Origin of the sequence: Pedobacter ginsenosidimutans (genome assembly GCF_001442625.1) — a bacterium.
Classification (GTDB): domain Bacteria; phylum Bacteroidota; class Bacteroidia; order Sphingobacteriales; family Sphingobacteriaceae; genus Pedobacter; species Pedobacter ginsenosidimutans.
The window spans coordinates 570,429-597,216 of record NZ_LMZQ01000003.1 but is presented as its reverse complement, the minus strand read 5'-3'; the positions used below and the strand labels follow the sequence as shown (position 1 = coordinate 597,216).

Sequence of the window (26,788 nt, the reverse complement as noted above, 5' to 3'; positions counted from 1 at the left end):
TGCGTATTTCCACATATAGCTCGAAAAAAATAAAATGATACTGGTAACCGGAGGAACTGGATTTTTAGGATCTGAATTAATTAAGCAGTTAACCGATAGAGGTTTAGCGGTTCGGGCCTTGAGGCGGGAGAAATCTAAAATCCCTTTGCTAATTCAAAATATCCCGCTCATCGAATGGTTTGAGGCTGATATTAACGAGCCTTCTGCATTGGAAGATTCCTTTATCGGGATTACCAAAGTTTACCATTGTGCGGCATTTGTGTCCTTCAACCCCAAAGATAAAAAACAACTTTTTCACGTAAACATAGAAGGAACCTCAAACATTGTAAATCTTTGTGCCGAAAATAATTGTCGCTTATTGCATGTAAGCTCAGTTGCTGCATTAGGAAATGCTAAAAAGGGCAATAAAATTACTGAAAAAGACTTTTGGGAATATGATGCCAAAGCACATGCCTATGGTTTATCGAAATATGAGGGTGAGATGGAAGTTTGGAGGGGCATTACTGAAGGTTTAAACGCTATTATTGTCAACCCATCGGTAATCATCGGTAAAAATGCTGGCTTTGAAGGAAGTGGAGCAATTTTTAAATTGGTAAAAGGTGGATTCCCATTTTATACCGATGGTGCTTCTGGCTTTGTAGATGTTGAAGATGTAGCCAAAGCGATGATTCTGTTAATGGATGCGGAAGTTTCGGGAGAACGGTATATCATTTCTGCCGATGATTATCATTATAAAGATCTGTTCAGCGAAATTGCACAAGGTTTTGGCGTTAAAGCACCAAAAAGAGAAGCAAAACCATGGATGCTCGGAATAGCCTGGAGGGCGCTAAAATTTGCATCCGTATTTACTGGTAAACAGCCTTCCATCACTAAAGATGCTGCAAAGAGTAGTTTAACCTTAAGTTATTACAATAACAGTAAAATAAAAGCGGAAACAGGTATTACCTTTAAGCCAGTTGCCGAAAGCATAAAAGAAATTACCCAACATTTAAGATAATGCCCAAACAGAAAGCCTATTACATCATCGATTTTGATAGTACCTTTACACAGGTAGAAGCACTTGATGAACTTGCCCGAATTTCGCTAAAGAACCACCCAGATAAAGAGGCGATTTTCCAAAAAATTGAAGATTATACCAATTTTGCGATGGAGGGAAAACTCTCCTTCTCCGAAAGTTTAGCCCAACGTGTTAAACTTCTTGAAGCCAATGAAGATCATTTAAAACAACTCATCAAACATTTAAAAAAGAAAGTATCTACTTCCTTTTCGCGTAATGCCGAGTTTTTTAAGAAACATGCAGATGAAGTTTTAATTGTATCTGGAGGATTTAAAGAGTTTATTACCCCTGTAGTAAGTCAGTACCACATTAAAAAGGAAAATATTTATGCCAATACCTTTGTAACCACTGGTGATGGTAAAATTATAGATTACGACCATGCCAATCCTTTAAGTGAAGAAGGTGGTAAAGTGAAATTACTTCAGCATTTAAAGCTCGAAGGCGAGCTATTCGGTATTGGTGATGGATATTCTGATTTCCAGTTGCGCGAAAGCGGTATCATCAATAAGTTTTTTGCATTTACCGAGAATATAGCCCGCGAAAGCATTGTTTCGAAAGCTGACCATGTAACCCCAAGCTTCGACGAGTTTTTGTATGTAAACGATCTGCCGCGTGCAATTTCTTATCCTAAAAACAGAATCCTTTGCCTGGTAATTGGTGAAGTTGATCCCTTAACAATTTCTATCCTTAAAAATGATGGTTTATCAATTAGGCATAAAACTTCTTTTGAAGATAAATACGTAAAGGATGTGGGGATTATTCTTTTAGGTAATGGTGAAAAAATAAATGCGGAACAGTTAAAAAACGCGGCTAAGCTAAAAACTATAGGTTATTTAGGTAATGCGAAAAATAAAATAGACCTCGATTTATGTACCAAACAAGGTATTGTTGTTTTCGATGACCCTAAAAATAATCCACGTAATATCGATTTTATCCCGAAACGGGTTGCCGATTTTATGAATACCGGAGCAACTTATCTGAGCAGCAATTTCCCTAACTTACAATTGCCAAAAATTGAGAAATCGCACCGCTTAATTCACATCCACAAAAACGTTCCGGGTATTATGGCGAAAATCAACACTGTTTTTGCCAAGCACGACATCAACATTGTGAGCCAGTTTTTAATGACCAATCCTGAGATTGGCTATGCCATTACCGACATCAATGCGCAGTATGATAAACAATTGTTTAAATCACTTAAAAAGATCGAGCAAACGATAAAGTTTAGGGTATTGTATTAATAATAGTATCGTCATGCTTATCGAACGCTTTGACAACCTTAATAGGCTATATGTCCATTAGGTTGTCAAAGCTATCTATAAAGATTTCTGTCTTTCGGTATATTGTATAAGCAACTGTTAAATCGCTTAAAAAGATCGGGCATGCAATAAAGTTAGGGTGTTGTTTAATAGTAGTCGATCAAAGGCTTTGACAACCTTTATATGCGTTTTACGAAAAGGTTGTCAAAGCTATTTCTGTAAAGGTTTCTGTTTTTTCGGTATATTGGCTTATGCAATATTCTTATGGCAAAAACCGAACATTACTATACTAAATTTGAAGAAGGAAAATTCTATCATATTTATAACCGATCTATCGATAGTCAACCACTTTTCAAGTCGGATGCTAATTATAAGTTTTTTCTCAAGAAATTTGACCAACACCTTTCTGGTGTTTTAGATGTATATGCATATTGTTTATTAGGAAATCATTTTCATTTACTAATTCGTGTTAAAGAAGATTTAAAAGATCCGAATGCCAATAATTTATCCATTCATGATATTGTAAGTAAGCAATTCAGAATATTTTTTCAATCCTATGCGCTAGCATTTAATATTCAGCATAAAAGAATCGGCACATTATTTCAGACACCATTTAAGCGCGCCAAGATAAATGATGAGTTCTATTTAAGCAGACTCATTTATTATATTCATGCAAATCCTCAAAAGCATAACCTTATTTATGATTTCAGAGAGTGGAAATGGAGTTCATACAATCGGATTTTACTGGAGACCGATACCAAACTAAAGAAACAAGAAGTATTGGACTGGTTTGGCGGGAAAGCAGAATATTTAAAATTTCACTCTGATATTCAGGCGGTTATGTTGATTGAGTAGCTTTGACAACCTTCTTTTGCATAGCACTAGATGGGTGTCAAAACCAATTCGATAAACTTTGACAACCTTCGGGCATTTTGCTGAGAAGGTTGTCAAAGTTCCCTACCTCAAAAATTGATGCCTCTTCAACAACAAATGTTTGGGGGCACCTATCGTTTGTGACCGGTAAATTCCCGTATGGCCTGAAAATAAGTAAGCAGTAACACAAGCTAAGGCAATATAGATTCCGGATGATGTGCCAAATAACTCTACGCCCATAAAAATACAAGCTAAAGGGGTGTTCGCTGCCCCTGCAAAAACAGCTACAAAGCCCATTCCTGCCAGCAGACCAAGAGGTAAGGGGATAAAGAAACTCAAAAAACTACCGAGTGTGGCCCCAATAAAGAAAAGTGGAGTAACCTCGCCGCCCTTAAAGCCTGCACTCAAGGTAAATGCAGTTAAAAATAATTTGATCGCAAATGTATAATACGCTTCTTGTTTTATAAAAGATTCTGAAATAACCGGAATGCCCAAGCCGATGTACCGTGTATTTCCGATCAGGTAAACAATGCCAATTAAAACTAGTCCACCAATAAATGGCCTAAATGGTGGGTATTTAATTTTACTGAAAAGGCTTGATAAGCCATGGTTTAAGGCCGAAAAAGATCTCGCCACGAGTCCAAATAATATTCCAGCACCTAAGGATAACAATAAATTGATCGAATTCATTTCCGGTACCAGAGAAATAGAATAATGGATATGCCCAACACCCCAGGCCTTGCAGGCATAATCGGCAACAATTGCTGTAATAAATGAAGGAAGAATTGAACTGTAGGTTAAACTTCCAATAACGAAAACTTCCAAACCAAATACAGCGCCTGCCAAAGGAGTCCCGAAAACAGAGGCAAAACCAGCACTGATCCCGCAAATGAGGATCACTTTTCGATCTCTGGCTTTAAGTTTAAACAGTTTGGTGAACTGGTCGGCAAAGGCTCCTCCAATTTGCACAGCCGTACCCTCCCTTCCAGCCGATCCGCCAAATAAATGGGTAATAATAGTGCCTGCAAAAATGAGTGGCGCCATGATCAGCGGAATCACATTTTTGGGCGATTGCAATTCTTCAATCAAGAGGTTGTTGCCTTTTACAACGCTTGCACCCCAGTAATGGTAAGCCAGGCCAATAATTATACCCGCGATTGGTAAAAAGACGATAATCCAGAGGTGCTGTTCACGGTAATTTGTTGCCCAGTTCAAAGTTTCTAAAAACAGGGCAGAGGCAGAGCCAATAATCCCGCCCAATATTGCAGAAATCAATAGCCACTTTAAAGTGCTAATGAAGAGTAATCCGAAGTCGAGGTTAATAAAGTGTTTGAAAGACAGAAGAAATCCTTCTGTTAGTTTTTTAACAGGCATTTGAATTCAATTTTAAATAAAAATCGTAGGAGTCATCAGCCTGTTTGGGCGGTTTTGGCGGTACTCCATCGCCATTGTTCCAAATGTATAAAATTTAGTTATTTGTTGCAAAATCTTTATCACCTTTGTGCAGCTAACTTTAAACCATGGATTTCACACCCGAAATAAAAGACAAACTACATCAACTGCAGGAAAAGTATACGGCAATGGGGCAAGATATGGCATCGTACCTCGATGGGCTTTTATATGCCGATTTCTTAACCTATTGGGACTACATTCATTTGGATACTTTGCTGAGCTTACAGAATCCTAAAACACCAATTCCTGATGAAGAGATTTTCATCATGTACCACCAGATCACGGAACTTTATTTTAAGCTTGCACTGCACGAATGCAGGCAGATTGCTGAGCATGAAAATATAACCGTCGAATTTTTTACTGCACGTGTAAAACGGATCAACGCTTATTTCAATGCCTTAACTACTTCTTTCGAGGTGATGGTGGATGGTATGGAGAAAGAGCAGTTTCTAAAATTCCGCATGTCGTTACTACCTGCCAGTGGATTCCAATCGGGCCAGTACCGGATGATTGAGATCTGTGCTACAGATTTTATCCGATTGGTGGATAAAAGCAAACGAGAAGAACTAAGTACCGCAACAATAGAAGAACAATTCGAAAATATTTACTGGAAATTCGGTGCAACAGAACTGGCTTCGGGTAAACAGACTTTAACTTTAAAGCAATTTATTAAAAAGTATGCGGCTCAGTTTCTGCAATTGGCCAAAGATCGCACTTTAACCAACTTTTCAGCTTTATACCATCAATTGCAAACGAATGGAGCCGATGTTTCTGTCCTTGCAGAGGAGTTGCGTAAGTTGGATTTATATGTAAATGTAGAATGGCCTTTATCGCACTACAAATCGGCTGTACGCTATTTGGAGAAAGATCCGGTTGATATTGCTGCAACAGGTGGAACCAACTGGCAAAAGTATCTGCCTCCGCGTTTTCAGAAGAGAATCTTTTATCCGTTCTTATGGACCAATGGGCAAATGGAAGAATGGGGTAAAGGCTGGGTGCTTAGTGTACTTAAAACACTCAAAAACAAAGATTAATATTGAAAAAAGCTATTAAAAAAGCCTGTTTTTTCTTAATTTGCGCGAAATAATTAATGACAGAATGAGTGAATTATTGAATTAGAGAATGAGCGGGTAAAACACTCAATCATTCGATCATTCACCCCTTCAAAATTCAAATACAATGACCGAGACATTAGATATAAAAATCACCAAAGCAGACCAAACACGTTTGGCTGTTACTGATTTTTCGCAATTACCGTTCGGTAAGGTTTTTACCGATCACATGTTTACTGCCGACTATGAAGATGGCGAATGGAAAAATTTACAGATTCTTCCATATGGCCCAATTCCGATGAGCCCGGCAATTTCTGCACTTCATTATGGACAGGCAATTTTCGAAGGATTAAAAGCTTACCGCCAGCCAGATGGTAAAATTAGTGTTTTCCGTGCGGATAAAAACTTCGAACGTTTTAACAAATCGGCGGCAAGAATGTCGATGCCAGGTATTCCTGAAGAAATTTTTATGCAAGGTTTGGCCGCATTGATCAACGTTGATGAGAAATGGGTGCCTAATCAAGAAGATTATGCTTTATACATCCGTCCGGTAATGTTTGCAATGGATCCTTATTTGGGCGTTAAGGCATCTGATACCTATAAATTTGCTTTGTTAACCACCCCAACTGGTCCATATTATAGCAGTGCATTAAAGGTTAAAATCGAAACTGAATTTACACGTGCAGATGAAGGTGGTGTGGGCTTTGCCAAAACTGCTGGAAATTATGCACGTTCATTATACCCTTTCGAGCAAGCTAAAAAAGAAGGTTACGATCAATTGATCTGGACTGATTCGGTAACGCATGAGTTTATTGAAGAAGCTGGAACTGCCAACTTACTTTTTGTAATTAATGGTAAATTGGTTACCCCATCAGTACGCAGTACCGTTTTAGATGGTGTAACGCGTGATACTATTATTAAACTGGCTAAAGATGCCGGAGTAGAAGTTGAAGAACGCAGGGTTTCTGTTAAAGAAGTGATCGAAGGAATTGAAAACGGTAGCTTAACAGAGGCTTTTGCCGCAGGAACTGCAGCTACAGTAACGCATGTAGGCGAAATGGGCTATAATGGTCAGATCTATAAATTGACTGATCCATCTACAAGACATATTTCTAATGGCATTGCTAAAAAATTAAACGATATCCGTTACGGTTTAGCACCTGATGAATTTGGTTGGAACTGGGTGATCTAAGATCACCGTCCATAAAAATATAAACCCCGATGCAGAATATGCATCGGGGTTTATATTTTTATAATATCGTCATGCTGAATTTATTTCAGCATCTTTAAGACCCTGAAATAAATTCAGGGTGACGACTAATTATTGGAGATTAATTATTTATCCAAAATCACTACGCCTTTAGCTTCGAAAGCCAATTCTTTTTTAGGATCTGTAATTTTGGCTACTTCTTCAGGAGATTTTTTAGCATCTTCTGCGTAGTGGCGTAAAGTTTCTACCGAGATGGTTTGTTTCTTTGCTAATCCATCCAGAACTACTTTTTTGCCAACAATGTCCATCGGCATAAAGAACGCATAATCTTTAAAAGTTACCCGCATTGGATCGCCATTAGGCATCTCTAAAGTCATCCAGCAGCCCTTTTTCTTGCACACATCTACCACCTTGCCTTCGATTTTCATATCGACGATTTTTTTATCCCCCATGGCAGCTTCCATCTTTGCAGCTGGTTTTACATCGCCTGGTTTAACTTCTTCTCCAAATTTTTGACCAGTATACGCGCTTTGAGCAAATGAAACTGCCGTAAATAGGCAAAAGCTTAAGCTTAGAATGATTTTTTTCATGATTTTATAATTATCCGGTTAATGATCTAATCAAAGTTATTTAAAATTTTTCTAAATAATGAAAACAAAAAATCCCCGTTAACATCCATTAACGGGGAAAATCATCCCTATAATTGTAAATCACGTTTTATGATGTACATTAAGTTGTTATAGGCAAACTAGAATCCAAAAGTTTAATTTTTATTTTGGTTGTAGTTAATATTCTTGTATTCAGGTAATTATTGTTTTTTAAGCAGGTTTATAATGTTTAATGATATTGTAGAAATGTAGAATATTATCTTCTTTGTGAGGAATGTTGTTGAGCGGTTTCCCCACCTTTTATCTATCCAAAAACAAGACTGAACACTTCTTCTATTTTACTTACTGCTTTAATCTCAAGGTTGTATTTGTCTGTGGCAATTCCTTTCAAATTGTATTTAGAGATGTAAATCGTTTCGAAACCCAATTTGTCTGCTTCGGCAATACGTTGTTCGATTCTGTTTACCGCCCTAATTTCTCCTGACAGGCCTACTTCTGCGGCGAAGCAGTTTTTTGAAGAAACTGTAATATCCTGATGTGATGATATAATGGCAATTAATACAGCCAGGTCAATTGCAGGGTCTTCGACTCTAATTCCACCGGCAATATTTAAGAAAACATCCTGTGTACTTAACCTAAAACCACAGCGCTTTTCTAAAACGGCTAGGAGCATATTCATCCTCTTGGTATCGAAGCCCGTTGCTGAACGTTGAGGGGTTCCATATGCTGCCGAACTCACTAAGGCCTGTGTTTCAATCAACATTGGCCTGGCGCCTTCTAAGGTTGCAGCTATAGCTATTCCGCTTAGCTCTTCGTCTCGCTGCGACAACAAAATCTCTGAAGGATTGGAAACCTCTCTTAAACCACTACCTTGCATTTCGTAGATACCGAGTTCTGCTGCTGCACCAAATCGGTTTTTGATGGATCTTAGTATGCGATAAACGTGGTGCCTGTCGCCTTCGAACTGCAAAACCGTATCAACCATGTGCTCGAGTATTTTAGGCCCTGCAATGGCGCCATCTTTGGTGATGTGGCCGATAAGGAAAACAGGTACGCCGGTTTCTTTTGCAAAACGCAATAGTTCGGCAGTACATTCCCTTACCTGCGATACGCTGCCCGGTGTTGAGTCGATATGCGCAGAGTGCAAAGTCTGGATAGAATCTACAACTAAAATTTCAGGTTCCAGAATCTCGATCTGTTTAAATATATTCTGCGTAGAAGTCTCTGTTAAAATGTAACAGTTGGATGAGGGGCTTTCCTGAATCCTTTCTGCCCGCATTTTAATCTGTTGTTCGCTTTCTTCACCGGAGATATAGAGTAGTTTTTTGCCCTTTAAATTTAAAGCCAGTTGCAACATCAAGGTCGATTTTCCGATACCCGGTTCACCGCCGATGAGCACTAACGATCCTTCTACCAATCCACCACCTAAAACGCGATCTAATTCTTTATCTCCAGTTAATATTCTACGCTCAGTTGACGATTGTATTTCATCCACCTTGCTTGGTTTGCTTAACTTACGGCTAGCCGTATCGCTTTTCCAGGTTGGAACAGAGGCTGAGCTTTTTTCTACAATTTCTTCTACAAAGGTATTCCATTGGTTACATGATGGACATTTACCTAACCATTTTGCCGATTCGTAGCCACAGCTCTGACAGAAAAATGCACTTTTTGATTTTGCCAATTGATTAAAATTTTAGATTACGAATTTAACCTTTCAGGATTGAAAGTGTTTTTATTTTTTTGAACAATTAATCCTTTGCCCGAATTGCATTTTACATCAAACCTCGCAGGTTTTCAAAACCTGCGAGGTTTGAAACATCACTATGAAATGCAGAGCCATTGTTGATAAACCTGATAGAACGGAAAGCCCGGAGCGAAGAATGAGTGAGGACTTGGAGGGATAGCAGGACTGTTGTAACCAAAATGTGCCGAACCCCGCTTTTCCAAAAAAATAGTCACTGTCTTAACCATCCGAGTGCAACTTAGTGAGTCGCTTAATTAATATTGTAGGTTTGAAATATACTTAAACAAGAAAAGCCCGGATTTAAAAAATCCGGGCTTTCTGTTAAATGTGTTTTGAGTTATAATTTAATCTCTTCATCTTTTGCGGAGATGAAGTGAAACTCGGTTAAGTGATACGATGACTGTGCCTTAACTTTAATCCATTGGCCGTATTTAAAGAACCAGCGGCGTTGAAGGTTGAAAATGCCTTTTGTAATATAAGCTTCGATGTATGGGTGTACACAAAGGGTTACACCTTTTTCATTCTGCTCTCTTAAAATATAATTAAGGTTATTTTCAATATCATCCATTAAAACGATACTCGCTTTAATTTCTCCAGTCCCATCGCAGGCCGGACATTTTTCTACCGTAACAATATTCATTTCAGGACGAACACGTTGTCTGGTAATTTGTACCAAACCAAATTTGCTTGGAGGCAGAATAGTGTGTTTGGCTCTATCCAATAACATCAGCTCACGCAAATAATCGAATAGCATTTTACGGTTTGTTGGTTTGTGCATATCGATAAAATCGATTACCACAATACCACCCATATCGCGCAAGCGCAATTGACGGGCAATTTCTTTGGCCGCCTCTTTGTTTACCTGTAAAGCATTCTCTTCTTGGTTTTCTTTACTGGCAGTACGGTTTCCACTGTTCACGTCTATAACGTGGAGTGCTTCAGTGTGCTCTACAACAAGGTAAGCACCACCTGGTAAGTTTACTGTTTTTCCGAAAGCATTTTTAATCTGCTTTTCTACACCGAAATGATCGAAGATAGGTTCTTTCTGTTTGTATAGTTTAACGATCTTTTCCATTTCAGGAGAGATGTCGTGAACATAAGAACGGATATCATCGTACAGCTCTGGTGTACTTACGTAAACGTTTGTAAAATCAGGGTTCAGAATATCGCGGATTAACGTTGATGATCTGTCCATTTCTCCCCAAACTCTTTTTGAAGGTTCGGTAGAGGGCATTTTTTTAATGAAGTTTTCCCACTTAGCAATTAAATCTAAAAGATCTTTTTGCATTTCGGCAACTCCTCTGCCTTCAGAAACGGTTCTGATAATGACCCCAAAATTTTGAGGTTTAATACTTTCAATAATCTTTTTTAAACGATTACGCTCGGTATTACTTTTAATTTTTTTTGATACAGATATGGTATTGGAGAATGGCACCAGTACCACATACCTGCCGGCAATCGAAATGTCGGAACTTAAACGTGGTCCTTTTGTAGAAATTGGCTCTTTGGCAATTTGTACAGGTAGGAGCATGTTTTTACTGAGCACATCAGAAATTTTGCCCGCCTTGTTAATATCGGCTTCTAGCTTTAAATTATCTAATAATGTGCCTGTAACCGAGCCATTACGCTTGATCTTCGTTAGCTTAATTAAAGATTGCACCTGAGGGCCCAAATCAAAGTAATGCAAAAAAGCATCTTTTTCATAACCAACATCCACGAAAGCAGCATTCAGACCAGGCATAATTTTTTTAATGCGGCCTAAATAAATATCGCCTACAGCGTAGTTAATATTGATTTGTTCTTTGTGAAGCTCAACAAGTTGTTTGTCTTCAATCAACGCTATGGTAACTCCGGCAGGAGTCGAATTGATAATTAATTCTTTTACCAACAGCTACAGATTTAAGGCTTTCGCCTATTAACAAATGGATAGTAAATAAAAACAATGATGTAGCCAAAAAAGATATACAATAAAAAATCATATAAATTGTTTAAACCTCATAGTGTTTACTATGAGGTTTAACTGGCCTTATCAAATAAGAAACTATTTTTTCTTATGTCTGTTTTTTCTTAAACGTTTTTTACGTTTGTGGGTAGCCATTTTATGTCTCTTTCTTTTTTTACCGCTTGGCATAGTTTTAAGTTTTAAATGTTTTTATTAATCTGTTAATTAATTTTTATTCTTTAGTTCAGCCACCTTCTTATCAATGAATGAAGATAAGGTTGGGTTAGCCGCTAATTTTTTGCTTGATAGGTAAGCATTTACTGCTTCTTTATTTCTGCCTAAATTTTCTAAAGCTGTTCCTAAATAAAAATAGGCTTCAGGGGTCGGAGCAGCGGCAATTACTGTGTTAAAACGAGGAATTGCTTTATCAAACTGACCTGATTTTATGGAGAACAATCCTAAATTCATATTCGCCTTTACGTTTTTAGGTTCTTTAGCAACAACTTCTAGCAACATTGCAATACCTTGCATTGGTGCCCCCAGGCCGTTTACTATCGTTACACCTAAGCCCGTTTTAGCTTCAATGTTTGTAGAGTCTTTCTCTAACGCATTTTTGTAAGATGCATTGGCTTTCTGCAATAAAGCAGGTTGCGCTATGCTATCTTGTGTGCTTTCAAAAGCTTTTATAAATTGATTACCTGCAGCTAGCCACGATTTTGTTGATGGTTCGCCTTCGGCCACAACTTCTAAATACAGTGCAGATGGTGTAATTTGTTCAACATCGTCCCATTTCTGAGCCAGTTGTTTAGCAAGTTCAATCTTCTCTGTACCATTTGCGCCCTTGTAGCTGTTTTCCAAAGCTGTAATATCTGTAGCCAAATTCTTGTTGATTACATTTTTTGCAGCAGTAGACGAAGTTTCGAGGTTTAGTACCGATGTAGTTGATGGAGAAGCTGCTCCGGCCACTGGGCCACTTGAAGGCATTTTTCCATTTTCTTCCGTTGGTTTAACCAAACCCTTAATGTCTCTTGTAAATAAGAATGCAACAAGCAATACAATCGCTCCAATAACAATGGTTTGTTTTGATCTGATGTTGCTATTCATATATAAGACTTAGGCTTCTACGTTAATTTTTTTTGAATTACTTTTCACTTTATCAACAAATACTTTTGCTGGTTTAAAGCTAGGAACGAAGTGTTCTGGGATAATTATTGCAGTGTTTTTTGAGATATTTCTCGCAGTTTTTTGCGCTCTCTTTTTAACAACAAAGCTTCCGAAGCCTCTAACGTATACATTTTCACCGCCAATCATGCTGGTTTTGATAACCTTGAAAAATGCCTCAACTGTTTCCTGTACATCAACCTTCTCAATTCCGGTTTTTGTTGATATTTCTGAAATAATATCTGCCTTAGTCATATTTTATTATTTATTATATTATTATGTTTTAATATTACTACTGTTTTGGGGTTGCAAAAGTATTGCTTTTTAATGAGATAGGGAAATAAAAGATGATTTTTTTATCACTAGACTTATCAGGCAATTGCAAGTTTTTTTTTAATCGGATAAATAGACCGTAATTTGCAGTAATGACATTTCAAAATGAACTCATCAATTGGTACCTGATAAACAAGAGAGATTTGCCCTGGAGGCATACCAAAGATGCCTATACCATCTGGTTATCAGAGGTTATATTACAACAAACACGAGTAGAACAAGGGCTTCCGTACTTTAATAGGTTTTTGGAGAATTTTCCTACAGTTGCCGATTTTGCCAATGCTACCGAAGCCAAAGTTTTGAAGCTTTGGCAAGGACTGGGTTATTACTCGAGGGGCAGGAATATGCATGCAACCGCTCAAATTGTGGTGAAAGATTATCATGGAATCTTCCCAAACCTGCATGATGAGCTCATAAAATTAAAGGGAATTGGTGAATATACAGCTGCTGCCATTTCCTCATTTTCGTCTGGAGAAGCACGGGCTGTGGTAGATGGAAACGTATTTCGGGTGCTCTCCAGGTTCTATGGTTTAACTACGCCAATAAATAGCCCAGGTGGCAAAAAAGAGTTTTATGCGTTAGCAAATGATTTGCTCTATAAACAAGACCCTGCCCTATATAACCAGGCTATTATGGAGTTTGGGGCCATGCAGTGTAAGCCAAAATCGCCCAATTGCAGCGTTTGCCCGCTTAGTCAGGAGTGTTATGCTTTTAACCATGGCCAGGTAAATGTGTTACCGGTTAAAATTCGCAAAGCCGAACAAAAACACCGGCATATTAATTATTTTGTTTGTTTTGAAGATGAAAAAGTATTGATCAGGGAAAGACAAGCAGGAGATATATGGCAGCATTTGTATGATTTCCCTAGCGTGGAAACTACAGAAGAATACGAGTGGAGCGATTCATCATTCATCGATCGGGTAAAATCTGTATTCGGAAGTAAGGCCGATTTTACATTTATAAGCGCTAAAAAGCACATATTAACTCACCAAATAATCCATGTACAATTTTTTGCATTAAAAAATTATATATTTAACTTTAATAAACAAAAGGAACTTAATTGGGTTTCTTTAAGTAAATTAGATGAGTTACCGCAACCAAAAGTAATCCATGATTTTGTTCTGGAATATTTTTATAAGGACAAAATGGAGTAACTAACCATCTTATTCGGCGCGCACTTAGAAAACGAAACAACTAACCAAAAATATTTATGTCTGGGATTAACAAAGTTATTTTAGTAGGCCATTTAGGCAAAGACCCTGAAGTGCGACATTTAGACGGTGGCGTAACAGTAGCCAGTTTTCCATTAGCTACATCAGAAACATACAACAAAGACGGTAAAAGAGTAGAACAAACGGAATGGCACAATATCGTGTTATGGCGTGGTTTAGCAGAAGTTGCTTCCAAATACCTTCAGAAAGGCAAACTGGTTTACATAGAGGGCAAATTAAGAACAAGATCCTTTGAAGATAAAGAAAAGGTTAAAAAATATGTAACAGAAATTGTGGCCGAAAACTTTACCATGTTAGGCAGAAAAAGCGATTTCGAGCAAAGTCCAACTGCACCGACACATCAAAGTTCTGAAACTAAAATTGAAGATGAATTTACAATTGGCCCATCAGATGAAAATGGAGATCTTCCATTTTAATTAAGGGTTAAAATACATAAAAAAAGCTACCTGATGAGAGGTAGCTTTTTTTATGCGCTTATTTCATTAATTCTGAATAATGATACAAAAAAACTCCTGCCAGTTTTGCTAGCAGGAGTTTCTTATGTAACACTAAAATGGTTAATTAATTTTAGTGTAGTAAATATTTAACTTTATCTTATTGGCAGTTGAGCTGCTAGCGCCTATAATCGATCTTTCTGCAGATGTAGCAGTAGATGTTCTCTGGAAATCGGTATAAGATGTGGGGGCCAGGAATGTGCCCTCATCTTCGATGTTTTTATCAATCAAGCTCTGAACGTAACTGGTTACGATAAAAATATAACGTTTCTTTAACGAATCGAAATAACCGCCAAAAAGTGCTGCACCACCAGAAGCGCTACTAGAGAATGTTGTATAATCAGGTATATCGGCTGGTTGTTGTGCAATGTCCCAACGATATAAAGAAAGTCGTTGAGCGGCATTAAAAGGGTATGCTGGTGCATTCTCACCAATCTCTACAACTAGCTCTGCCTTATTTATAATTGCTTTCCCGTAAGTACCAGTAAAAGTTGTCAGTTCCGGGAAGGTTAACTTTGTTTTTACACCAGCTAAGCCTTGTAAATAAGTAACATTGTATGGGGTAGTAGGATTAGGAGTACTAATTTGTGTTTGCACTTCTGTACCTGTGTAATCGTGTTTAATATTGGCTGCTACACCAGAAATTACATTTGCAGTTTGAGCAGCATTCAAAGCCATCTTTCCGACAGGGAAATTTACACTGGTAGTATCTACTCCGTTTGAGGAGTTCGTTTTTTTCCAAACCAGCTGTAAGTAAGAATCAGTTCCCGAAAAGTTAAAGAATGCAATCCCTCCAACACCTGTAGAAGATGTTTTATTGATCTGTGCATACAAACCTTTAAACGATTCTATAAACTTAGCATCTGTTGCTGTTCCTGCAGTACCCAAATTAAGTATAGCGTTTTGTATAAATGCCTTGTTTAAAGGAATTCTGATCTGTGCAGGTACGGTTTTTAAAGTATCAGCTTTGCCTGGAACAATATCAAATATCTTTCTTTTCGTATTTGGTGCAAGTTTGCCTGTAAAGTTTCCTAGAAGTGTGTTGTTAATCGCTTGTACATCAGAACTTTTATAAGTTGTAACCTTATTGGCTAACTGATAAACATCAATACTGTATTTAGAATTGGTGGTATCGCCATAAAATTTGGTTAGTGTAGATGTTGTATCTAATTTTAATACCAAAACTGCAGAGTCTAATACTGGAGCAGTACCGAAATCATAACTTGCACTCACTGGGTAAACCGTTAATGCAAGGGCGGCCTCCGTCTTTCCAAAGGTAGGGTCTACCATGTATCCCAATGGATAACGGTTTAATCCGGCGGTGTTGGCAGCGTCTTCTTTAACAAGTTGAGACTTAACTTGCGATACCACCAGCGTTCCGGTAATTGCAGCGTTCGGATCAACATCTAAACCAACACCATCAGGGTTTTTGCACGATGCAAAAAGAAAAAGACCTATCAACAGGGTTAATAAGTCTTGTTTTGTAAATTTCATATTTAAAATAATAATACCTTAATTAAGCAAGTGAAACCAGTTCGTCATTCGAAATTTCTTCATAAAAAGTATAGAAGTTTTCGAAATTCTCGGTTAAGTTAAAAGCTAATGTTGGCTTATTGGAATCTTTAACAAATTTTAACACATCTTTATTTAGGTTTTCATCTGCTAAAACTACTGCATCAGAGTGTGTTATCGCGCCAATGTGCATGCTGTCGCAATCAGATGGTAAGAATGCTTTAGTGTCATCCTCCGTCATATTTGCCATTACTGCTTTATTCGCGAAATTAGTATTTAATTTCTCTGTAAAGCCATCCTCATAAACAGAATATACTACTTTAGAATTTTTAAAAGTAGGATCATTTTTATAAGTTGTTTTGATATAGACAGGAACTAATGCACTCATCCAGCCATGACAGTGAACAATATCTGGCGCCCAGCCTAATTTTTTAACGGTTTCCAATGCGCCTTTGCAAAAGAAAATTGTGCGTTCATCATTGTCGTCGAAGAATTTCCCGCTTGCATCTCTAAATACTTGTTTGCGTTGGAAATATTCTTCGTTGTCTAAGAAATAAACCTGCATGCGTGCAGCTGGGATGGAGGCTACTTTAATGATTAAAGGATTATCGTTGTCATCAATAATGATGTTCATTCCTGATAAGCGGATTACTTCGTGTAAACGATTTCTTCTTTCGTTGATGTTACCAAATTTAGGCATTAAGATGCGGATTTCGAATCCTTTTTCTTGCATTGCTTGTGGTAATTGGCGCGTGATTTCAGAAATTTTAGTAAGCTCGAGGAAAGGCGACATCTCGTGTGTAACAATCAGCAGCTTCGTTTTTGCCATCTCCATATTCTAAGAAAATATTAAGTTAAATAAAAGATAATGAGCTGCAAAGGTAAGCATAATAATACTATTTATCAATATAGCAAGCATTTGTTTGGTTTCGTTTAGATTAATTTACACCTTTACGGCTTTAATTTAGTTTGTCCAAATTGGAAATATTTAAAACCAAAGCAGCACTTAAGGCTTTTTTAAAACCCTTAAAAGCATCAGGTAAAAAAATAGCACTTGTGCCTACCATGGGTGCCTTGCATAATGGCCATATATCGTTGATAAAACTGGCGCAGCAGAATGCCGATATCATTATCTGTAGCATATTTGTAAATCCAACACAGTTTACAGATCCTAAAGATTTAGAGAAATACCCGCGCCCTATAGAACACGATTTAGCCATGCTGGCCGATGCTGGTTGTAACGGTGTATTTATGCCTAATGTAGATGAAATGTATCCTGCCGGGGCCGACGAGGCTTGGCACATTGATTTGGGTAATGCCGAATTTCTGTTGGAAGGCGAATTTAGAAAGGGCCACTATCAAGGTGTAACGCAGATTGTAAAAAAATTGTTTGATGCCGTTGAGCCAGATGTAGCCATGTTCGGACAAAAAGATTTCCAGCAGGTATTAATGATCAAAAATATGCTGGCTTATTTTAAGCTGCCCATCACCATTATTACCTGTCCGATTATCCGCGAAGCCGATGGTTTAGCCATGAGCAGCCGAAATATCCATTTATCGGCCGATGATCGCAAACATTCGCTCGTGCTGAGTAAATCGCTGCAGTTCGTTATCGATCATTTTAACGAATATTCACTGTCTGAATTAGAAGATAAGGCCAAAGCATTTTACCATAATATTGATGGTGTTGAACTGGATTATTTTACGATTGCCAATGGCGATACACTGGAACCAGCCAAATCAAAACATGAAAATAACCTGATTGCGCTAGTTGCCGCTAAAGTAGGTTCGACGAGGCTGATTGATAATATGATTATTAAGTGATGGAAGATGGGCGGGGCAAGATATATGCAGTCGACCATCATCCATTTTCCATATTACATCTTTGAGTTAGTGAAACTCCAAACTGATTACTAACTTTGCCGAATGGTTATCACAATATTAAAATCGAAAATACACCGTGTTAAGGTAACGCAAGCCGAATTGAACTATGTAGGCAGTATTACGATAGATGAAGATTTGATGGATGCAGCTAACATTATCGCTAATGAAAAGGTGCAGATTGTAAATAATAATAATGGTGCACGTTTCGAAACTTATGTAATTAAAGGCGAACGCGGTACCGGAACCATCTGTTTAAATGGCGCAACAGCCCGTTTGGCTCAGCTTGGCGACATTCTCATCATTATGTCTTACGGCTCATTACCAATAGAAGAAGCCAAAAAATACAATCCAATATTGGTTTTTCCTGACGATAACAACCACTTGCTAAAATAACCTTGTGATATTCGACCTCAAAACAGCGCTAAAATATATCATCCTGTTTTTAATCGGGATAGGGATTTTATATTTAGCTTTTAGAGGTCAGGATTTAGAAAAGATTTGGCATGAAATTAAAACTGCCAATTACTTTTGGGTAGTCGTTTCTGCTATCACCGTTTTAATTGCCCATGTGTTAAGGGCTTTGCGATGGCAGATGCTCTATCAATCTATCCATTACAAAGTAAGTTTCTGGAATGCTTACCATGCCGTAATGATCGGCTATCTGGCTAACCTTGCTTTGCCGCGCTTCGGAGAAATTGGCCGTTGCTCAGTGATCCACAAAGCCGAAAAAGTACCCATGTTTGCTTCTATAGGTACCGTAATTACCGAACGGCTATTTGATGTGCTGATGCTTTTTCTCACCAGTTTGGCAATGCTGATTTTTCAGTATGATATTGTGGCCGATTTTCTTTATCAAACCATATATCTCAATCTTGTTAAAAAATTAAGTACGATTAACTATTTGTGGTTGGTTGGTTTGGGTATCATTATTCTGCTGCTCATTGCTATTGCAATATATTTTCTCCGTCAAAAATTCAGTAAAAAATTCTTACGCATTTTTGTAAGTCTGCGCCAGGGATTTGGCTCGTACAGTAAGTTAAAACGAAAAGGATTATTTTTAACTTATACACTAGGGATATGGCTTTTCTACTCACTTTCTATGTATTTCGCCTTTTCTTCTATTCAAGCTACTTCAGGATTACATTTTAATGCCGCATTTACAGCAATTGTATTTTCTGGTTTTGCCATGGCGGCCCCTGTTCAGGGTGGTATTGGTGTTTTCCACTGGATGGTTGCCCAGTCACTGGTGCTTTATTCTATTTCTTTTAAAGATGGTTTAGCATACTCAACCATTATTCATTCTTCACAGGTTTTGCTTATATTGATATTGGGCTGTTTGAGCCTCATGCTAATTTTGTTTAAAAAACAAAGCGGATAGTCGATTTCTTTTAATTGGCCCTGTTCTCTTCTTCGCTTTTTTTGTTTTCCCTGGCTTTGTAAGTCGAACTTCCAAAATTAAAGGTTAAACTAAAAACCAATCTTTGCGAAGCAAAGTAGTGGTAGAAATCGTTATTGATAATGCTTTTCTCTCTGAAAATAAGCCTTCTTTTAATGTTATCAAACGCATCGTAAAGCGTAAGCTTAGTATTGAGCCTGTTTTTTAACCAGGCTTTTTGCACACCAAAATCAATTCCATAAACTGGAGCCATAATATAAAGTCCATTACCACTTTTCGACTCATAGGTATAACTTACATCCAATATCCAATTTTTTAAGGTAAAAACCTGACTGCCATTCACCATATAATTATATATGGGTATTTCGTAGGTAGCTCCAAAGTAAGGTGTTAGCTCTTTGGTATAATAAACGGTAACGTTGTTGCTCATTCGCCACCATTTGTTTATTGTTATGGGGGTGCCTACCTGTAGATTTGCAAATTTTCTATGAGGTAGGTTTCTACCCAGAAAAATCAGTTCATTGGTTACTGGATTGTATTCGGGATAACGGCCCATTGGATCTGTTTCCTTTCCTGCATTTAGCGAAATATTAAGGCTTTTTCTACTATAAGACAGAGCGAAAAGACTAGTTGTAGAGGGCTGTAGGTAAGGATTGCCGATCCAATAATGCCGTGGACTGTAATAAAAACGAAAAGGATTTAACAGGGCAAAGGTTGGCCTTGTTAATCGTCTGGTATAACTGAAACTGAGCTGTTCGCTTTCATTAATGGCATAAGTAATGTTTAAACTTGGGAGCCATTTTATATACTTTTTTTCTGTAATGCTGCCGGTAGTAATCGAATTGGCTATCGTGTGTGTGTGTTCTGCTCTTAAACTTAAGCTGTAATTAAACTTGCTCGATTGTCCAATATAAGAAAGGTAGCCTGCACCAATATACTCTTGGTAACGGAACTGGTTACTCCGCTTGGGATCTAAATCAAAAACATTATTGGCTAGTGTATCATAGCGGAGGTCGTTCTGAGTTTTTGTATGTGCAAATTTTCCTCCGTATTCTAGTTTTCCTTTACCTATTTTTTGCGAGTAGTCTGCTTGTGCAACATGGATCATTATACTATTTCTAGAGTCTGTTTTCCAGTAGTTTAACAATTGATTGTTAAGTACATTACGATTCTGAATATCTTCGGTTTGTCGATTGTCAATTTGGGTTAAAGAGGTAATTATATGAAGTTCGCTATTCTTAAATTGAGCATCATAATTTAAGCCTCCAGAATAATTATATTGTTTGGGCAAGGCATAATTATCGCTTTTAACAAGCGCAGTGGTCTGATCTAAACTAGCGGTTTGGGTAAGCAATTGATTGCCAGACACCGCATTTCTATCCATTTGGTACGTGCGTACAAAAGCTTCAAGGTTTTGCCTTTTTTTTACCTCATAGGTTACCCTTGCCTGCACATTAAAGTTTTGGTTAGAGGTAATGGTTCTGGTATCGGTAGTCATGGCGTTTGTATTGGCTAAATACTGCAGGGAATAATACTTATAAAAAGTGCTCCCGCTGGTATTGCCTAACCTTAAGTCGTAAACAAACCGGTTTGTTTTAAGAACCAGGGATAGATTATTATCCAATAAACTGTAATTATTTCGCTGAAAACGGACATTATAGGTGCCTCTTAAACCTAAAGACTGATTTCGCTTCAGTTTTACATCGATAATTCCCTGATATTCTCCATCATATTTTGATGAAGGCTGGTTAATCATTTCAATCGATTCGACCATATCTGGCGACAAGCTACTGAGGTAGGAGATGATTTCATCGTTGTTCATGTTTGCTGGCTTGCCATCAACAAATAAGGTTGGAGTTGCCCTGCTTGCCATTAATATTGTTCCATCCTCGTTAACCTGCAAGCCCGGTAGTTTCTTAAACACATCTAACAAATTAGAAGCAGACTTGAAAAACACATTATTGGCAATGCCGATTTTAATCTGACCATTTTTTGTGCTAAAATTTGGTGCTCCCCCTGTTATGGTTACTTCTTGGAGTAGGTTAGTGTCTTCCTCCATTAAAATGTCGCCCACATCAATTGTTTTCAGGCTGTTCTCATTAATCCATAACTCTTTTTGTGTTTTTTGGTAACCGACTAAAGTAACCGATAAAATGTATTTTCCGTTTGGCAGGTCTATAAATTCGAAGAAACCGGTGGTATCGCTATTGGTATGTTTGATCACTGTTGGATGGTCTTTATCGGCCAAAGCCAAATTGGCTAAAGGTATAGCTTGTTTGGTTCTGTGATCAATCAGTTTTCCTTTAATCGTTTGTGCATTTAGAAATAGAGGTATAAATAAGAATAGGCAGAATAACAATGTCGGTTTCATCTTCGTGTATTTGGATTTTGCATAATGTTCCAAAACTAGAAGAGAAGGATAGATAAGGGGTTCTGAATCTCAGATTTAGGCGTTCGGAATTATAAAACGAGACCAAATTTAGTTTGATGAAACAACTAATAGTTGTTCCTTATAATGCATCGGGGTTGTTTGTTTGTGTTTTTTAAAAGCAGTGTAAAATGTAGATTTGGAGTTAAAGCCCACCTCATATCCAATGGCTTCGAGCTTAATGCCCCTGTCGTTAACAATCAGTTCACAGGCTTCGTTTATTCTAAATTCGTTAATGTAAGCCGCAAAGCTTTTGCCTAAATTGTCGTTGAGCAATTGCGAAAGCTGGTGACCCGAAATGTTAATTTTTTTGGCTAAATCATTTAATTTTAGGTCTGGGTTCTTGTAAAGTTCGTCTTCCAAAATAATCTTCTGCAGTCTTTCTGTTAGTGTCACGGCATGTTCGTCGGTTATCTTCTTGTTGGCATAGCGAACCAAATCCTGGCTGCCTGAAAAAAGATTGCTCTTTTTTCTTCTGCTAATAAATAAGAAAGTGTTTAAGTAAAGAACAGCTGAGAAAAATAAAGCCCCACTTATGCAATGGCCATTAAAAAATGAGAAGATAGGTAACTTAAATGCCACAGGAACTATTATATTGCCAATAAATACAGATAGCAATAGTGCCTCTGTTGTAGAAATCTTGCCCCCTTTGCTGAAAATTTTGCCAAAAACATTTCTGAGCAACCAGGCAGATAGTACAATATAAGCGGTAAATTGTATTGAAATTATTCTACCGATATAATTTTCCCATACATCAGGCTTACTGTCGTAGGGCGCAATGATACTGGCAATTACAATTGCAAAAATCCAAAAGAGATATGTTCCTTTCTGTATGACATTATGCTTTGAACCTTGCCCCAAAGCCGATTGAATAAAATAAAAAAGCGATGGGCCAACCAATGAACTTCCTAAAATGCCAATTTGAATATAAATGCCAGGTAAGGCCGGATAGAAATAAAAAAGAAGCGACTTGCTGATCTTTAAGCAAAGAGAAACAAGCAAAAGCCCAAGAAAAAAAGAAAATGTGGATTTTGGTTTTTTGAAGAATAACAAATACGCACTAATGATAAAGCCATTAAATGCGCCCAGGGCACTAAAGAAAAATAATATTTGCTGCCCTAGGTTCATTTAGCAAAAATAATAATCTTACATTAACACAAAGCCTATTCTAGCTAATACTTTCATTTTAAATGTGATAATATTTTTTAGGATTGTTTAATAAATTATAAAAGTATCATGAATTAAAATAAATTACTATGCAGCCATAGTAATTTCGATCAGAAATGCTACATTTGATTTACTAACCTTTTATACATAAATGTTATGCATTTTGAATTAAGTGAAGAGCAATTAATGATTCAGCAGGCTGCCCGCGATTTCGCCCAGCAAGAATTAAAGCCTGGTGTAATCGAACGAGACGAACATCAGAAATTTCCGACCGAGCAGGTAAAAAAACTTGGAGAACTTGGTTTTTTGGGTATGATGGTGAGCGAAAAATATAACGGAAGCGGACTCGATGCCATTTCTTACGTTTTGGTAATGGAAGAGCTTTCTAAAATAGATGCCTCTGCATCGGTAGTGGTTTCGGTAAACAATTCATTGGTTTGCTACGGATTAGAAGCCTACGGTAGCGAAGCTCAAAAAGAAAAATATTTAAAGCCATTGGCGGCTGGAGAAAAAATTGGTGCTTTTTGTTTATCAGAGCCTGAAGCGGGATCTGATGCCACCTCGCAACGTACCACTGCCGAAGATAAAGGCGATTATTATCTGTTAAATGGTACAAAAAACTGGATCACCAACGGAAGTACCGCATCAACCTATCTGGTTATTGCACAAACCCATCCTGAGTTAAGGCATAAAGGCATCAACGCTTTTATTGTGGAGAAAGGAACGGAAGGTTTTACCGTTGGACCAAAAGAAAATAAACTAGGCATCCGCGGATCTGATACACATTCTTTAATGTTTAACGATGTGAAGGTGCCAAAAGAAAATAGAATAGGTGAAGATGGCTTCGGTTTTAAGTTTGCCATGAAAACTTTAGAAGGCGGGAGGATCGGTATTGCTGCCCAGGCGCTAGGTATTGCACAAGGTGCTTTTGAGTTGGCCACACAGTATGCCAAAGAGCGTAAATCATTCGGCAAACCAATTGCTGAACATCAGGCTATTGCTTTTAAACTGGCCGATATGGCGACACAGATCGAAGCCGCCAGGTTATTGGTTTATAAAGCTGCGTGGTTAAAGGATCAGGGATTGCCTTACACACAGGCTGGTTCTATGGCTAAGCTGTTTGCTTCGAAAGTGGCGATGGATGTAACCATCGAAGCAGTGCAGGTTCACGGTGGTTATGGTTTTGTAAAAGAATACCACGTGGAACGTTTAATGCGTGATGCTAAAATTACCCAGATTTACGAAGGTACATCTGAGATCCAGAAAATGGTGATATCGAGAGAAGTGATCCGTTAATAGCCAGTTATCAATTTTCAGTTGGCAGTTCGAATTGAAAACCGCCAACTGAAAACTGGATTATTCCTTCTCCCCAACTACAGCGCTAAACACTGCTTTAATTAAGGCTACAACTATAGCCAAAAATGCAGCAGCGATAAAACCTGAAGTGTTAAAAGAGGTCATCATGTTATCAACCAATAAAATCATTAAAACAGTAATGATAAATGATACCAGTCCGAGCGTTAAAAAATTAACTGGGAATGTTAATAATCTTAAAATGAACCCAATGGTTGAGTTTGCAAGTGCAACCAGTACTGCGGCAATAATGGATGTTGCATAACTATCAACATGTACGCCAGGTACTATTCTTGCGCCGATAAAAAAGGCTAATCCCATCAAAAGGATTTCGATAATAAATCTCATAATTGTTTATTTTTGTAAATGTTTAAATGCTTTTTTAAATACCAGGCCGTAATTGCTGTTGTCCTATTTGCACTTTCATGTTCGAACACAAACAACAGGCCAATAATTAAGTTTTCTGAGGATAGTTCATCAATAATAATTAAAAATATTGATGAGGCGAGTCTCTTTCAGGTTAAAAATGCCTATCAGGCTAATGCAGATGCACTTAATTTGGTTTCTGTTTTAATAAAACCGGGCGATCTGGACAGTATCCAGGATGAGCTTGAAGTGCCTGGCAAGGTTAAGATACTTGGTGATTCACTCGTATTTAATCCCGATCAGCCATTTCTTAAGGGTAAAGAATATTTGGTTGAAAGTTACATCGGAATAAAATTTGCAACGGTGGGCGATCTGATTATGGGGAAGGGTAAGCAGAATTTAAAAGCGCAGCGACAAACACTTAAACGGTAATAATCAGCATAATAATTAGCGCAAGTGTTTGATTTTTTCTAAAAAATTACTACATTTGCATCGTAATCGAAGAAAAGAGAAGGGGACAATGTCCCCTTTTTCTATGAAATCAGGTTAAAATATGCAGGTAGAAAAGAGAGTTGCAGCCCTCGTTGAGGAAAAAATAGCAGATCGGCCAGAACTCTTTCTGGTTGAAGTAAAAATGTTGCCAAACAATAAATTGATTATCCATGTTGATGGCGACGAAGGTATTAGCATACAGGATTGTGTGGCCATAAGCAGGCATGTTGGTTTTCATCTCGAAGAAGAAAACGCAATAGAACAGGCTTATAATTTAGAAGTTTCTTCACCGGGTGTTGGTGAGCCTTTAAAATTAATCCGTCAATACAGTAAAAATATTGGCCGTACGGTAAGCATAAAGCTGAAAGAAGGATTAAAAAAAGAAGGGAAACTGCTAGCGGTTACAGAAAATAATCTGCTGATTGAAGAATCGGTTAAAGAAAAAGGGAAAAAAGCGGTAGCAATTCAAACAGCTGTTCCGTTTAATGATATATTAGAAACAAGTGTGTTAATTTCATTTAAGTAAAAATGAGTACTACAACAATTAATTTGATCGACTCTTTTCAAGAGTTTAAAGATTTCAAAAATATAGATCGCCCAACGGTGATCAGTGTGCTGGAAGAAGTTTTTCGTAGCATGTTGCGTAAAAAATACGGAACAGACGAAAACTGTGATGTTATTGTGAATCCGGATAATGGGGATTTGGAGATCTGGAGAACGAGAAAAGTAATGGAGGATGGATTTTCTGAGGATGATGATTTAGAGATCGAGCTTGCTGAAGTTTCTAAATTAGACAATACTTTAGAAGTTGGCGATGATTATATCGAGCAGATTACTTTAGAAAGTTTTGGCCGTAGAGCAATTTTAGCTGCCCGTCAAACTTTGGTATCTAAAGTATTGGAATTAGAGAAAGACGAGATCTTCAAAAAATATAAAGATAGAGTTGGCGAAATCGTAACAGGTGAAGTTTACCAGGTTTGGAAAAAAGAAACTTTGGTTTTAGATGATGAGGGTAATGAACTTTTAATGCCTAAAACAGAGCAGATTCCAGCAGATTATTTCAAAAAAGGAGATTCTGTGAGAGCGGTAATCTCTAAAGTAGAAATGATCAACGCTAACCCGAAAATTATCATTTCGAGAACAGCACCAGAATTTTTGCAACGCCTGTTCGAACAGGAAGTCCCAGAAATTTTCGATGGTTTAATTACGGTTAAGAAAATTGTTCGCGAACCGGGAGAACGTGCTAAAGTGGCTGTTGAATCATATGATGATCGTATCGATCCGGTAGGTGCTTGTGTGGGTATGAAAGGATCACGTATTCACGGTATCGTTCGCGAATTGAAAAACGAAAACATTGATGTGATTAACTTCACCAATAATATTTCATTATACATTACCCGTGCGTTAAGCCCGGCAAAAATCACCTCTATTAAATTGGATGATGAAACTAAACATGCATCGGTTTACTTAAAACCAGATCAGGTTTCATTGGCAATTGGACGTGGCGGACACAATATTAAACTGGCTGGTAAATTAACTGGCTACGAAATTGATGTGTATCGCGAAGCCGGAGAAGAAAACGACGAGGATGTTGATTTAGAAGAATTCTCAGATGAGATTGATAGCTGGATCATTGATGAATTAAAGGCTATCGGTTGCGATACTGCTAAGAGTGTATTAGCACTTACAGTAGAAGATTTGGTAAAACGCACCGACCTTGAAGAGGAAACCATTAAAGAAGTGGTTCAAATTTTGAAGTCAGAATTTGAATAA

Annotated in this window: 25 protein-coding genes and 1 riboswitch; of the genes, 14 read left to right on the top strand and 11 right to left on the bottom strand. The window is 37.7% G+C overall.

What is annotated here, in order from left to right; all coding sequences use genetic code 11:
- The first annotated feature begins 34 nt into the window (after positions 1-34).
- The 3 genes from ASU31_RS06665 to ASU31_RS06655 all read left to right on the top strand — a co-directional run bounded on the left by ASU31_RS06665 (position 35) and on the right by ASU31_RS06655 (position 3,171).
- Entirely contained in the window at positions 35-997 is a 963-nt protein-coding gene (locus tag ASU31_RS06665) for an NAD-dependent epimerase/dehydratase family protein (RefSeq protein WP_057931573.1), read from the top strand.
- Complete coding sequence (locus tag ASU31_RS06660; RefSeq protein ID WP_057931572.1) at positions 997-2,298, top strand: HAD-IB family phosphatase; 1,302 nt, start codon at positions 997-999, stop codon at positions 2,296-2,298. Before ASU31_RS06665 ends, ASU31_RS06660 begins: the two co-directional genes overlap by 1 nt.
- Positions 2,299-2,580: 282 nt before the next feature.
- Positions 2,581-3,171, top strand: coding sequence for a hypothetical protein (locus ASU31_RS06655; RefSeq protein ID WP_057931571.1), 591 nt, complete (start codon positions 2,581-2,583; stop codon positions 3,169-3,171).
- Between the two features lie 102 nt (positions 3,172-3,273).
- On the opposite strand, the gene ASU31_RS06650 is transcribed toward ASU31_RS06655, so the two are convergent.
- Positions 3,274-4,563 (bottom strand): voltage-gated chloride channel family protein, encoded by a 1,290-nt coding sequence (locus ASU31_RS06650; RefSeq protein ID WP_057931570.1) that lies wholly within the window; start codon positions 4,561-4,563, stop codon positions 3,274-3,276.
- Positions 4,564-4,582: 19 nt separating this feature from the next.
- Positions 4,583-4,645: riboswitch (Fluoride riboswitch) on the bottom strand.
- 64 nt (positions 4,646-4,709) lie between these two features.
- Here ASU31_RS06650 and ASU31_RS06645 point away from each other — a divergent pair.
- Positions 4,710-5,675 carry a tryptophan 2,3-dioxygenase family protein gene (locus ASU31_RS06645; protein WP_057931569.1) on the top strand — a complete coding sequence of 322 codons (966 nt, stop codon included), beginning with the start codon at positions 4,710-4,712 and terminating at the stop codon, positions 5,673-5,675.
- 145 nt (positions 5,676-5,820) lie between these two features.
- Entirely contained in the window at positions 5,821-6,885 is a 1,065-nt protein-coding gene (locus ASU31_RS06640; protein ID WP_057931568.1) for a branched-chain amino acid aminotransferase, read from the top strand.
- A 143-nt stretch (positions 6,886-7,028) separates the two neighbouring features.
- On the opposite strand, the gene ASU31_RS06635 is transcribed toward ASU31_RS06640, so the two are convergent.
- From ASU31_RS06635 to ASU31_RS06615, 5 genes are all read right to left on the bottom strand, one after another.
- The gene (locus ASU31_RS06635) at positions 7,029-7,493 is read right to left on the bottom strand and encodes a DUF4920 domain-containing protein (protein WP_057931567.1); all 465 of its coding nucleotides are present in this window, start codon (positions 7,491-7,493) and stop codon (positions 7,029-7,031) included.
- Between the two features lie 322 nt (positions 7,494-7,815).
- Positions 7,816-9,192, bottom strand: a complete 1,377-nt coding sequence (radA, locus tag ASU31_RS06630; RefSeq protein ID WP_057931566.1) for a DNA repair protein RadA — start codon at positions 9,190-9,192, stop codon at positions 7,816-7,818.
- Between the two features lie 400 nt (positions 9,193-9,592).
- A complete protein-coding gene (locus ASU31_RS06625) occupies positions 9,593-11,143 on the bottom strand; it encodes an Rne/Rng family ribonuclease (protein ID WP_029274483.1) in 1,551 nt (516 codons plus the stop codon).
- A gap of 279 nt (positions 11,144-11,422) precedes the next feature.
- Entirely contained in the window at positions 11,423-12,301 is an 879-nt protein-coding gene (locus tag ASU31_RS06620; RefSeq protein ID WP_057931565.1) for a tetratricopeptide repeat protein, read from the bottom strand.
- Positions 12,302-12,310: 9 nt separating this feature from the next.
- Positions 12,311-12,613 (bottom strand): HU family DNA-binding protein, encoded by a 303-nt coding sequence (locus tag ASU31_RS06615; RefSeq protein ID WP_025143406.1) that lies wholly within the window; start codon positions 12,611-12,613, stop codon positions 12,311-12,313.
- A 170-nt stretch (positions 12,614-12,783) separates the two neighbouring features.
- On the opposite strand from ASU31_RS06615, the gene mutY reads away from it, so the two are divergent.
- Positions 12,784-13,845, top strand: a complete 1,062-nt coding sequence (gene mutY / locus ASU31_RS06610) for an A/G-specific adenine glycosylase (protein ID WP_057931564.1) — start codon at positions 12,784-12,786, stop codon at positions 13,843-13,845.
- A 56-nt stretch (positions 13,846-13,901) separates the two neighbouring features.
- Complete coding sequence (locus tag ASU31_RS06605) at positions 13,902-14,339, top strand: single-stranded DNA-binding protein (RefSeq protein ID WP_057931563.1); 438 nt, start codon at positions 13,902-13,904, stop codon at positions 14,337-14,339.
- A 141-nt stretch (positions 14,340-14,480) separates the two neighbouring features.
- Here the strand turns inward: ASU31_RS06605 and ASU31_RS06600 are convergent, their stop codons facing one another.
- Positions 14,481-15,911: a DUF4270 domain-containing protein gene (locus tag ASU31_RS06600; protein WP_057931562.1), complete on the bottom strand. Its 1,431-nt coding sequence runs from the start codon at positions 15,909-15,911 to the stop codon at positions 14,481-14,483.
- 22 nt (positions 15,912-15,933) lie between these two features.
- Positions 15,934-16,758 carry a glycogen/starch synthase gene (locus ASU31_RS06595; RefSeq protein WP_057931677.1) on the bottom strand — a complete coding sequence of 275 codons (825 nt, stop codon included), beginning with the start codon at positions 16,756-16,758 and terminating at the stop codon, positions 15,934-15,936.
- A 149-nt stretch (positions 16,759-16,907) separates the two neighbouring features.
- Here ASU31_RS06595 and panC point away from each other — a divergent pair, with 149 nt between their 5' ends.
- The 3 genes from panC (at position 16,908) to ASU31_RS06580 (ending at position 19,191) form a co-directional block, all read left to right on the top strand.
- The gene (gene panC / locus ASU31_RS06590; RefSeq protein WP_057931561.1) at positions 16,908-17,753 is read left to right on the top strand and encodes a pantoate--beta-alanine ligase; all 846 of its coding nucleotides are present in this window, start codon (positions 16,908-16,910) and stop codon (positions 17,751-17,753) included.
- Positions 17,754-17,855: 102 nt separating this feature from the next.
- Positions 17,856-18,206, top strand: a complete 351-nt coding sequence (gene panD, locus ASU31_RS06585) for an aspartate 1-decarboxylase (RefSeq protein ID WP_055909206.1) — start codon at positions 17,856-17,858, stop codon at positions 18,204-18,206.
- Positions 18,207-18,210: 4 nt separating this feature from the next.
- Positions 18,211-19,191 (top strand): lysylphosphatidylglycerol synthase transmembrane domain-containing protein, encoded by a 981-nt coding sequence (locus ASU31_RS06580; protein ID WP_057931560.1) that lies wholly within the window; start codon positions 18,211-18,213, stop codon positions 19,189-19,191.
- Positions 19,192-19,201: 10 nt separating this feature from the next.
- Here the strand turns inward: ASU31_RS06580 and ASU31_RS06575 are convergent, their stop codons facing one another.
- Entirely contained in the window at positions 19,202-21,580 is a 2,379-nt protein-coding gene (locus ASU31_RS06575) for a TonB-dependent receptor (protein WP_057931559.1), read from the bottom strand.
- Positions 21,581-21,688: 108 nt separating this feature from the next.
- On the bottom strand, positions 21,689-22,765 hold the full coding sequence (locus tag ASU31_RS06570; RefSeq protein WP_057931558.1) for a helix-turn-helix domain-containing protein: 1,077 nt from the start codon (positions 22,763-22,765) through the stop codon (positions 21,689-21,691).
- Positions 22,766-22,960: 195 nt separating this feature from the next.
- Here ASU31_RS06570 and ASU31_RS06565 point away from each other — a divergent pair, with 195 nt between their 5' ends.
- Entirely contained in the window at positions 22,961-24,100 is a 1,140-nt protein-coding gene (locus ASU31_RS06565) for an acyl-CoA dehydrogenase (protein WP_057931557.1), read from the top strand.
- Between the two features lie 60 nt (positions 24,101-24,160).
- Here the strand turns inward: ASU31_RS06565 and ASU31_RS06560 are convergent, their stop codons facing one another.
- Positions 24,161-24,505 carry a phage holin family protein gene (locus ASU31_RS06560; RefSeq protein WP_057931556.1) on the bottom strand — a complete coding sequence of 115 codons (345 nt, stop codon included), beginning with the start codon at positions 24,503-24,505 and terminating at the stop codon, positions 24,161-24,163.
- Between the two features lie 18 nt (positions 24,506-24,523).
- Here ASU31_RS06560 and ASU31_RS06555 point away from each other — a divergent pair, with 18 nt between their 5' ends.
- From ASU31_RS06555 to nusA, 3 genes are all read left to right on the top strand, one after another.
- Positions 24,524-24,955, top strand: coding sequence for a hypothetical protein (locus ASU31_RS06555; RefSeq protein ID WP_057931555.1), 432 nt, complete (start codon positions 24,524-24,526; stop codon positions 24,953-24,955).
- 121 nt (positions 24,956-25,076) lie between these two features.
- Complete coding sequence (gene rimP / locus ASU31_RS06550; RefSeq protein ID WP_057931554.1) at positions 25,077-25,541, top strand: ribosome assembly cofactor RimP; 465 nt, start codon at positions 25,077-25,079, stop codon at positions 25,539-25,541.
- A gap of 2 nt (positions 25,542-25,543) precedes the next feature.
- Positions 25,544-26,788: a transcription termination factor NusA gene (gene nusA, locus ASU31_RS06545; protein WP_057931553.1), complete on the top strand. Its 1,245-nt coding sequence runs from the start codon at positions 25,544-25,546 to the stop codon at positions 26,786-26,788.

What these genes read in the sequence shown, in the direction of transcription:
- ASU31_RS06665 (WP_057931573.1), top strand. Translation starts at nt 35, where the DNA reads ATGATACTGGTAACCGGAGGAACTGGATTTTTAGGATCTGAATTAATT.
- ASU31_RS06660 (WP_057931572.1), top strand. Translation starts at nt 997, where the DNA reads ATGCCCAAACAGAAAGCCTATTACATCATCGATTTTGATAGTACCTTT.
- ASU31_RS06655 (WP_057931571.1), top strand. Translation starts at nt 2,581, where the DNA reads ATGGCAAAAACCGAACATTACTATACTAAATTTGAAGAAGGAAAATTC.
- ASU31_RS06650 (WP_057931570.1), bottom strand. Translation starts at nt 4,563, where the DNA reads ATGCCTGTTAAAAAACTAACAGAAGGATTTCTTCTGTCTTTCAAACAC.
- ASU31_RS06645 (WP_057931569.1), top strand. Translation starts at nt 4,710, where the DNA reads ATGGATTTCACACCCGAAATAAAAGACAAACTACATCAACTGCAGGAA.
- ASU31_RS06640 (WP_057931568.1), top strand. Translation starts at nt 5,821, where the DNA reads ATGACCGAGACATTAGATATAAAAATCACCAAAGCAGACCAAACACGT.
- ASU31_RS06635 (WP_057931567.1), bottom strand. Translation starts at nt 7,493, where the DNA reads ATGAAAAAAATCATTCTAAGCTTAAGCTTTTGCCTATTTACGGCAGTT.
- ASU31_RS06620 (WP_057931565.1), bottom strand. Translation starts at nt 12,301, where the DNA reads ATGAATAGCAACATCAGATCAAAACAAACCATTGTTATTGGAGCGATT.
- ASU31_RS06615 (WP_025143406.1), bottom strand. Translation starts at nt 12,613, where the DNA reads ATGACTAAGGCAGATATTATTTCAGAAATATCAACAAAAACCGGAATT.
- mutY (WP_057931564.1), top strand. Translation starts at nt 12,784, where the DNA reads ATGACATTTCAAAATGAACTCATCAATTGGTACCTGATAAACAAGAGA.
- ASU31_RS06605 (WP_057931563.1), top strand. Translation starts at nt 13,902, where the DNA reads ATGTCTGGGATTAACAAAGTTATTTTAGTAGGCCATTTAGGCAAAGAC.
- ASU31_RS06600 (WP_057931562.1), bottom strand. Translation starts at nt 15,911, where the DNA reads ATGAAATTTACAAAACAAGACTTATTAACCCTGTTGATAGGTCTTTTT.
- ASU31_RS06595 (WP_057931677.1), bottom strand. Translation starts at nt 16,758, where the DNA reads ATGGCAAAAACGAAGCTGCTGATTGTTACACACGAGATGTCGCCTTTC.
- panD (WP_055909206.1), top strand. Translation starts at nt 17,856, where the DNA reads ATGGTTATCACAATATTAAAATCGAAAATACACCGTGTTAAGGTAACG.
- ASU31_RS06575 (WP_057931559.1), bottom strand. Translation starts at nt 21,580, where the DNA reads ATGAAACCGACATTGTTATTCTGCCTATTCTTATTTATACCTCTATTT.
- ASU31_RS06570 (WP_057931558.1), bottom strand. Translation starts at nt 22,765, where the DNA reads ATGAACCTAGGGCAGCAAATATTATTTTTCTTTAGTGCCCTGGGCGCA.
- ASU31_RS06565 (WP_057931557.1), top strand. Translation starts at nt 22,961, where the DNA reads ATGCATTTTGAATTAAGTGAAGAGCAATTAATGATTCAGCAGGCTGCC.
- ASU31_RS06560 (WP_057931556.1), bottom strand. Translation starts at nt 24,505, where the DNA reads ATGAGATTTATTATCGAAATCCTTTTGATGGGATTAGCCTTTTTTATC.
- ASU31_RS06555 (WP_057931555.1), top strand. Translation starts at nt 24,524, where the DNA reads ATGTTTAAATGCTTTTTTAAATACCAGGCCGTAATTGCTGTTGTCCTA.
- rimP (WP_057931554.1), top strand. Translation starts at nt 25,077, where the DNA reads ATGCAGGTAGAAAAGAGAGTTGCAGCCCTCGTTGAGGAAAAAATAGCA.
- nusA (WP_057931553.1), top strand. Translation starts at nt 25,544, where the DNA reads ATGAGTACTACAACAATTAATTTGATCGACTCTTTTCAAGAGTTTAAA.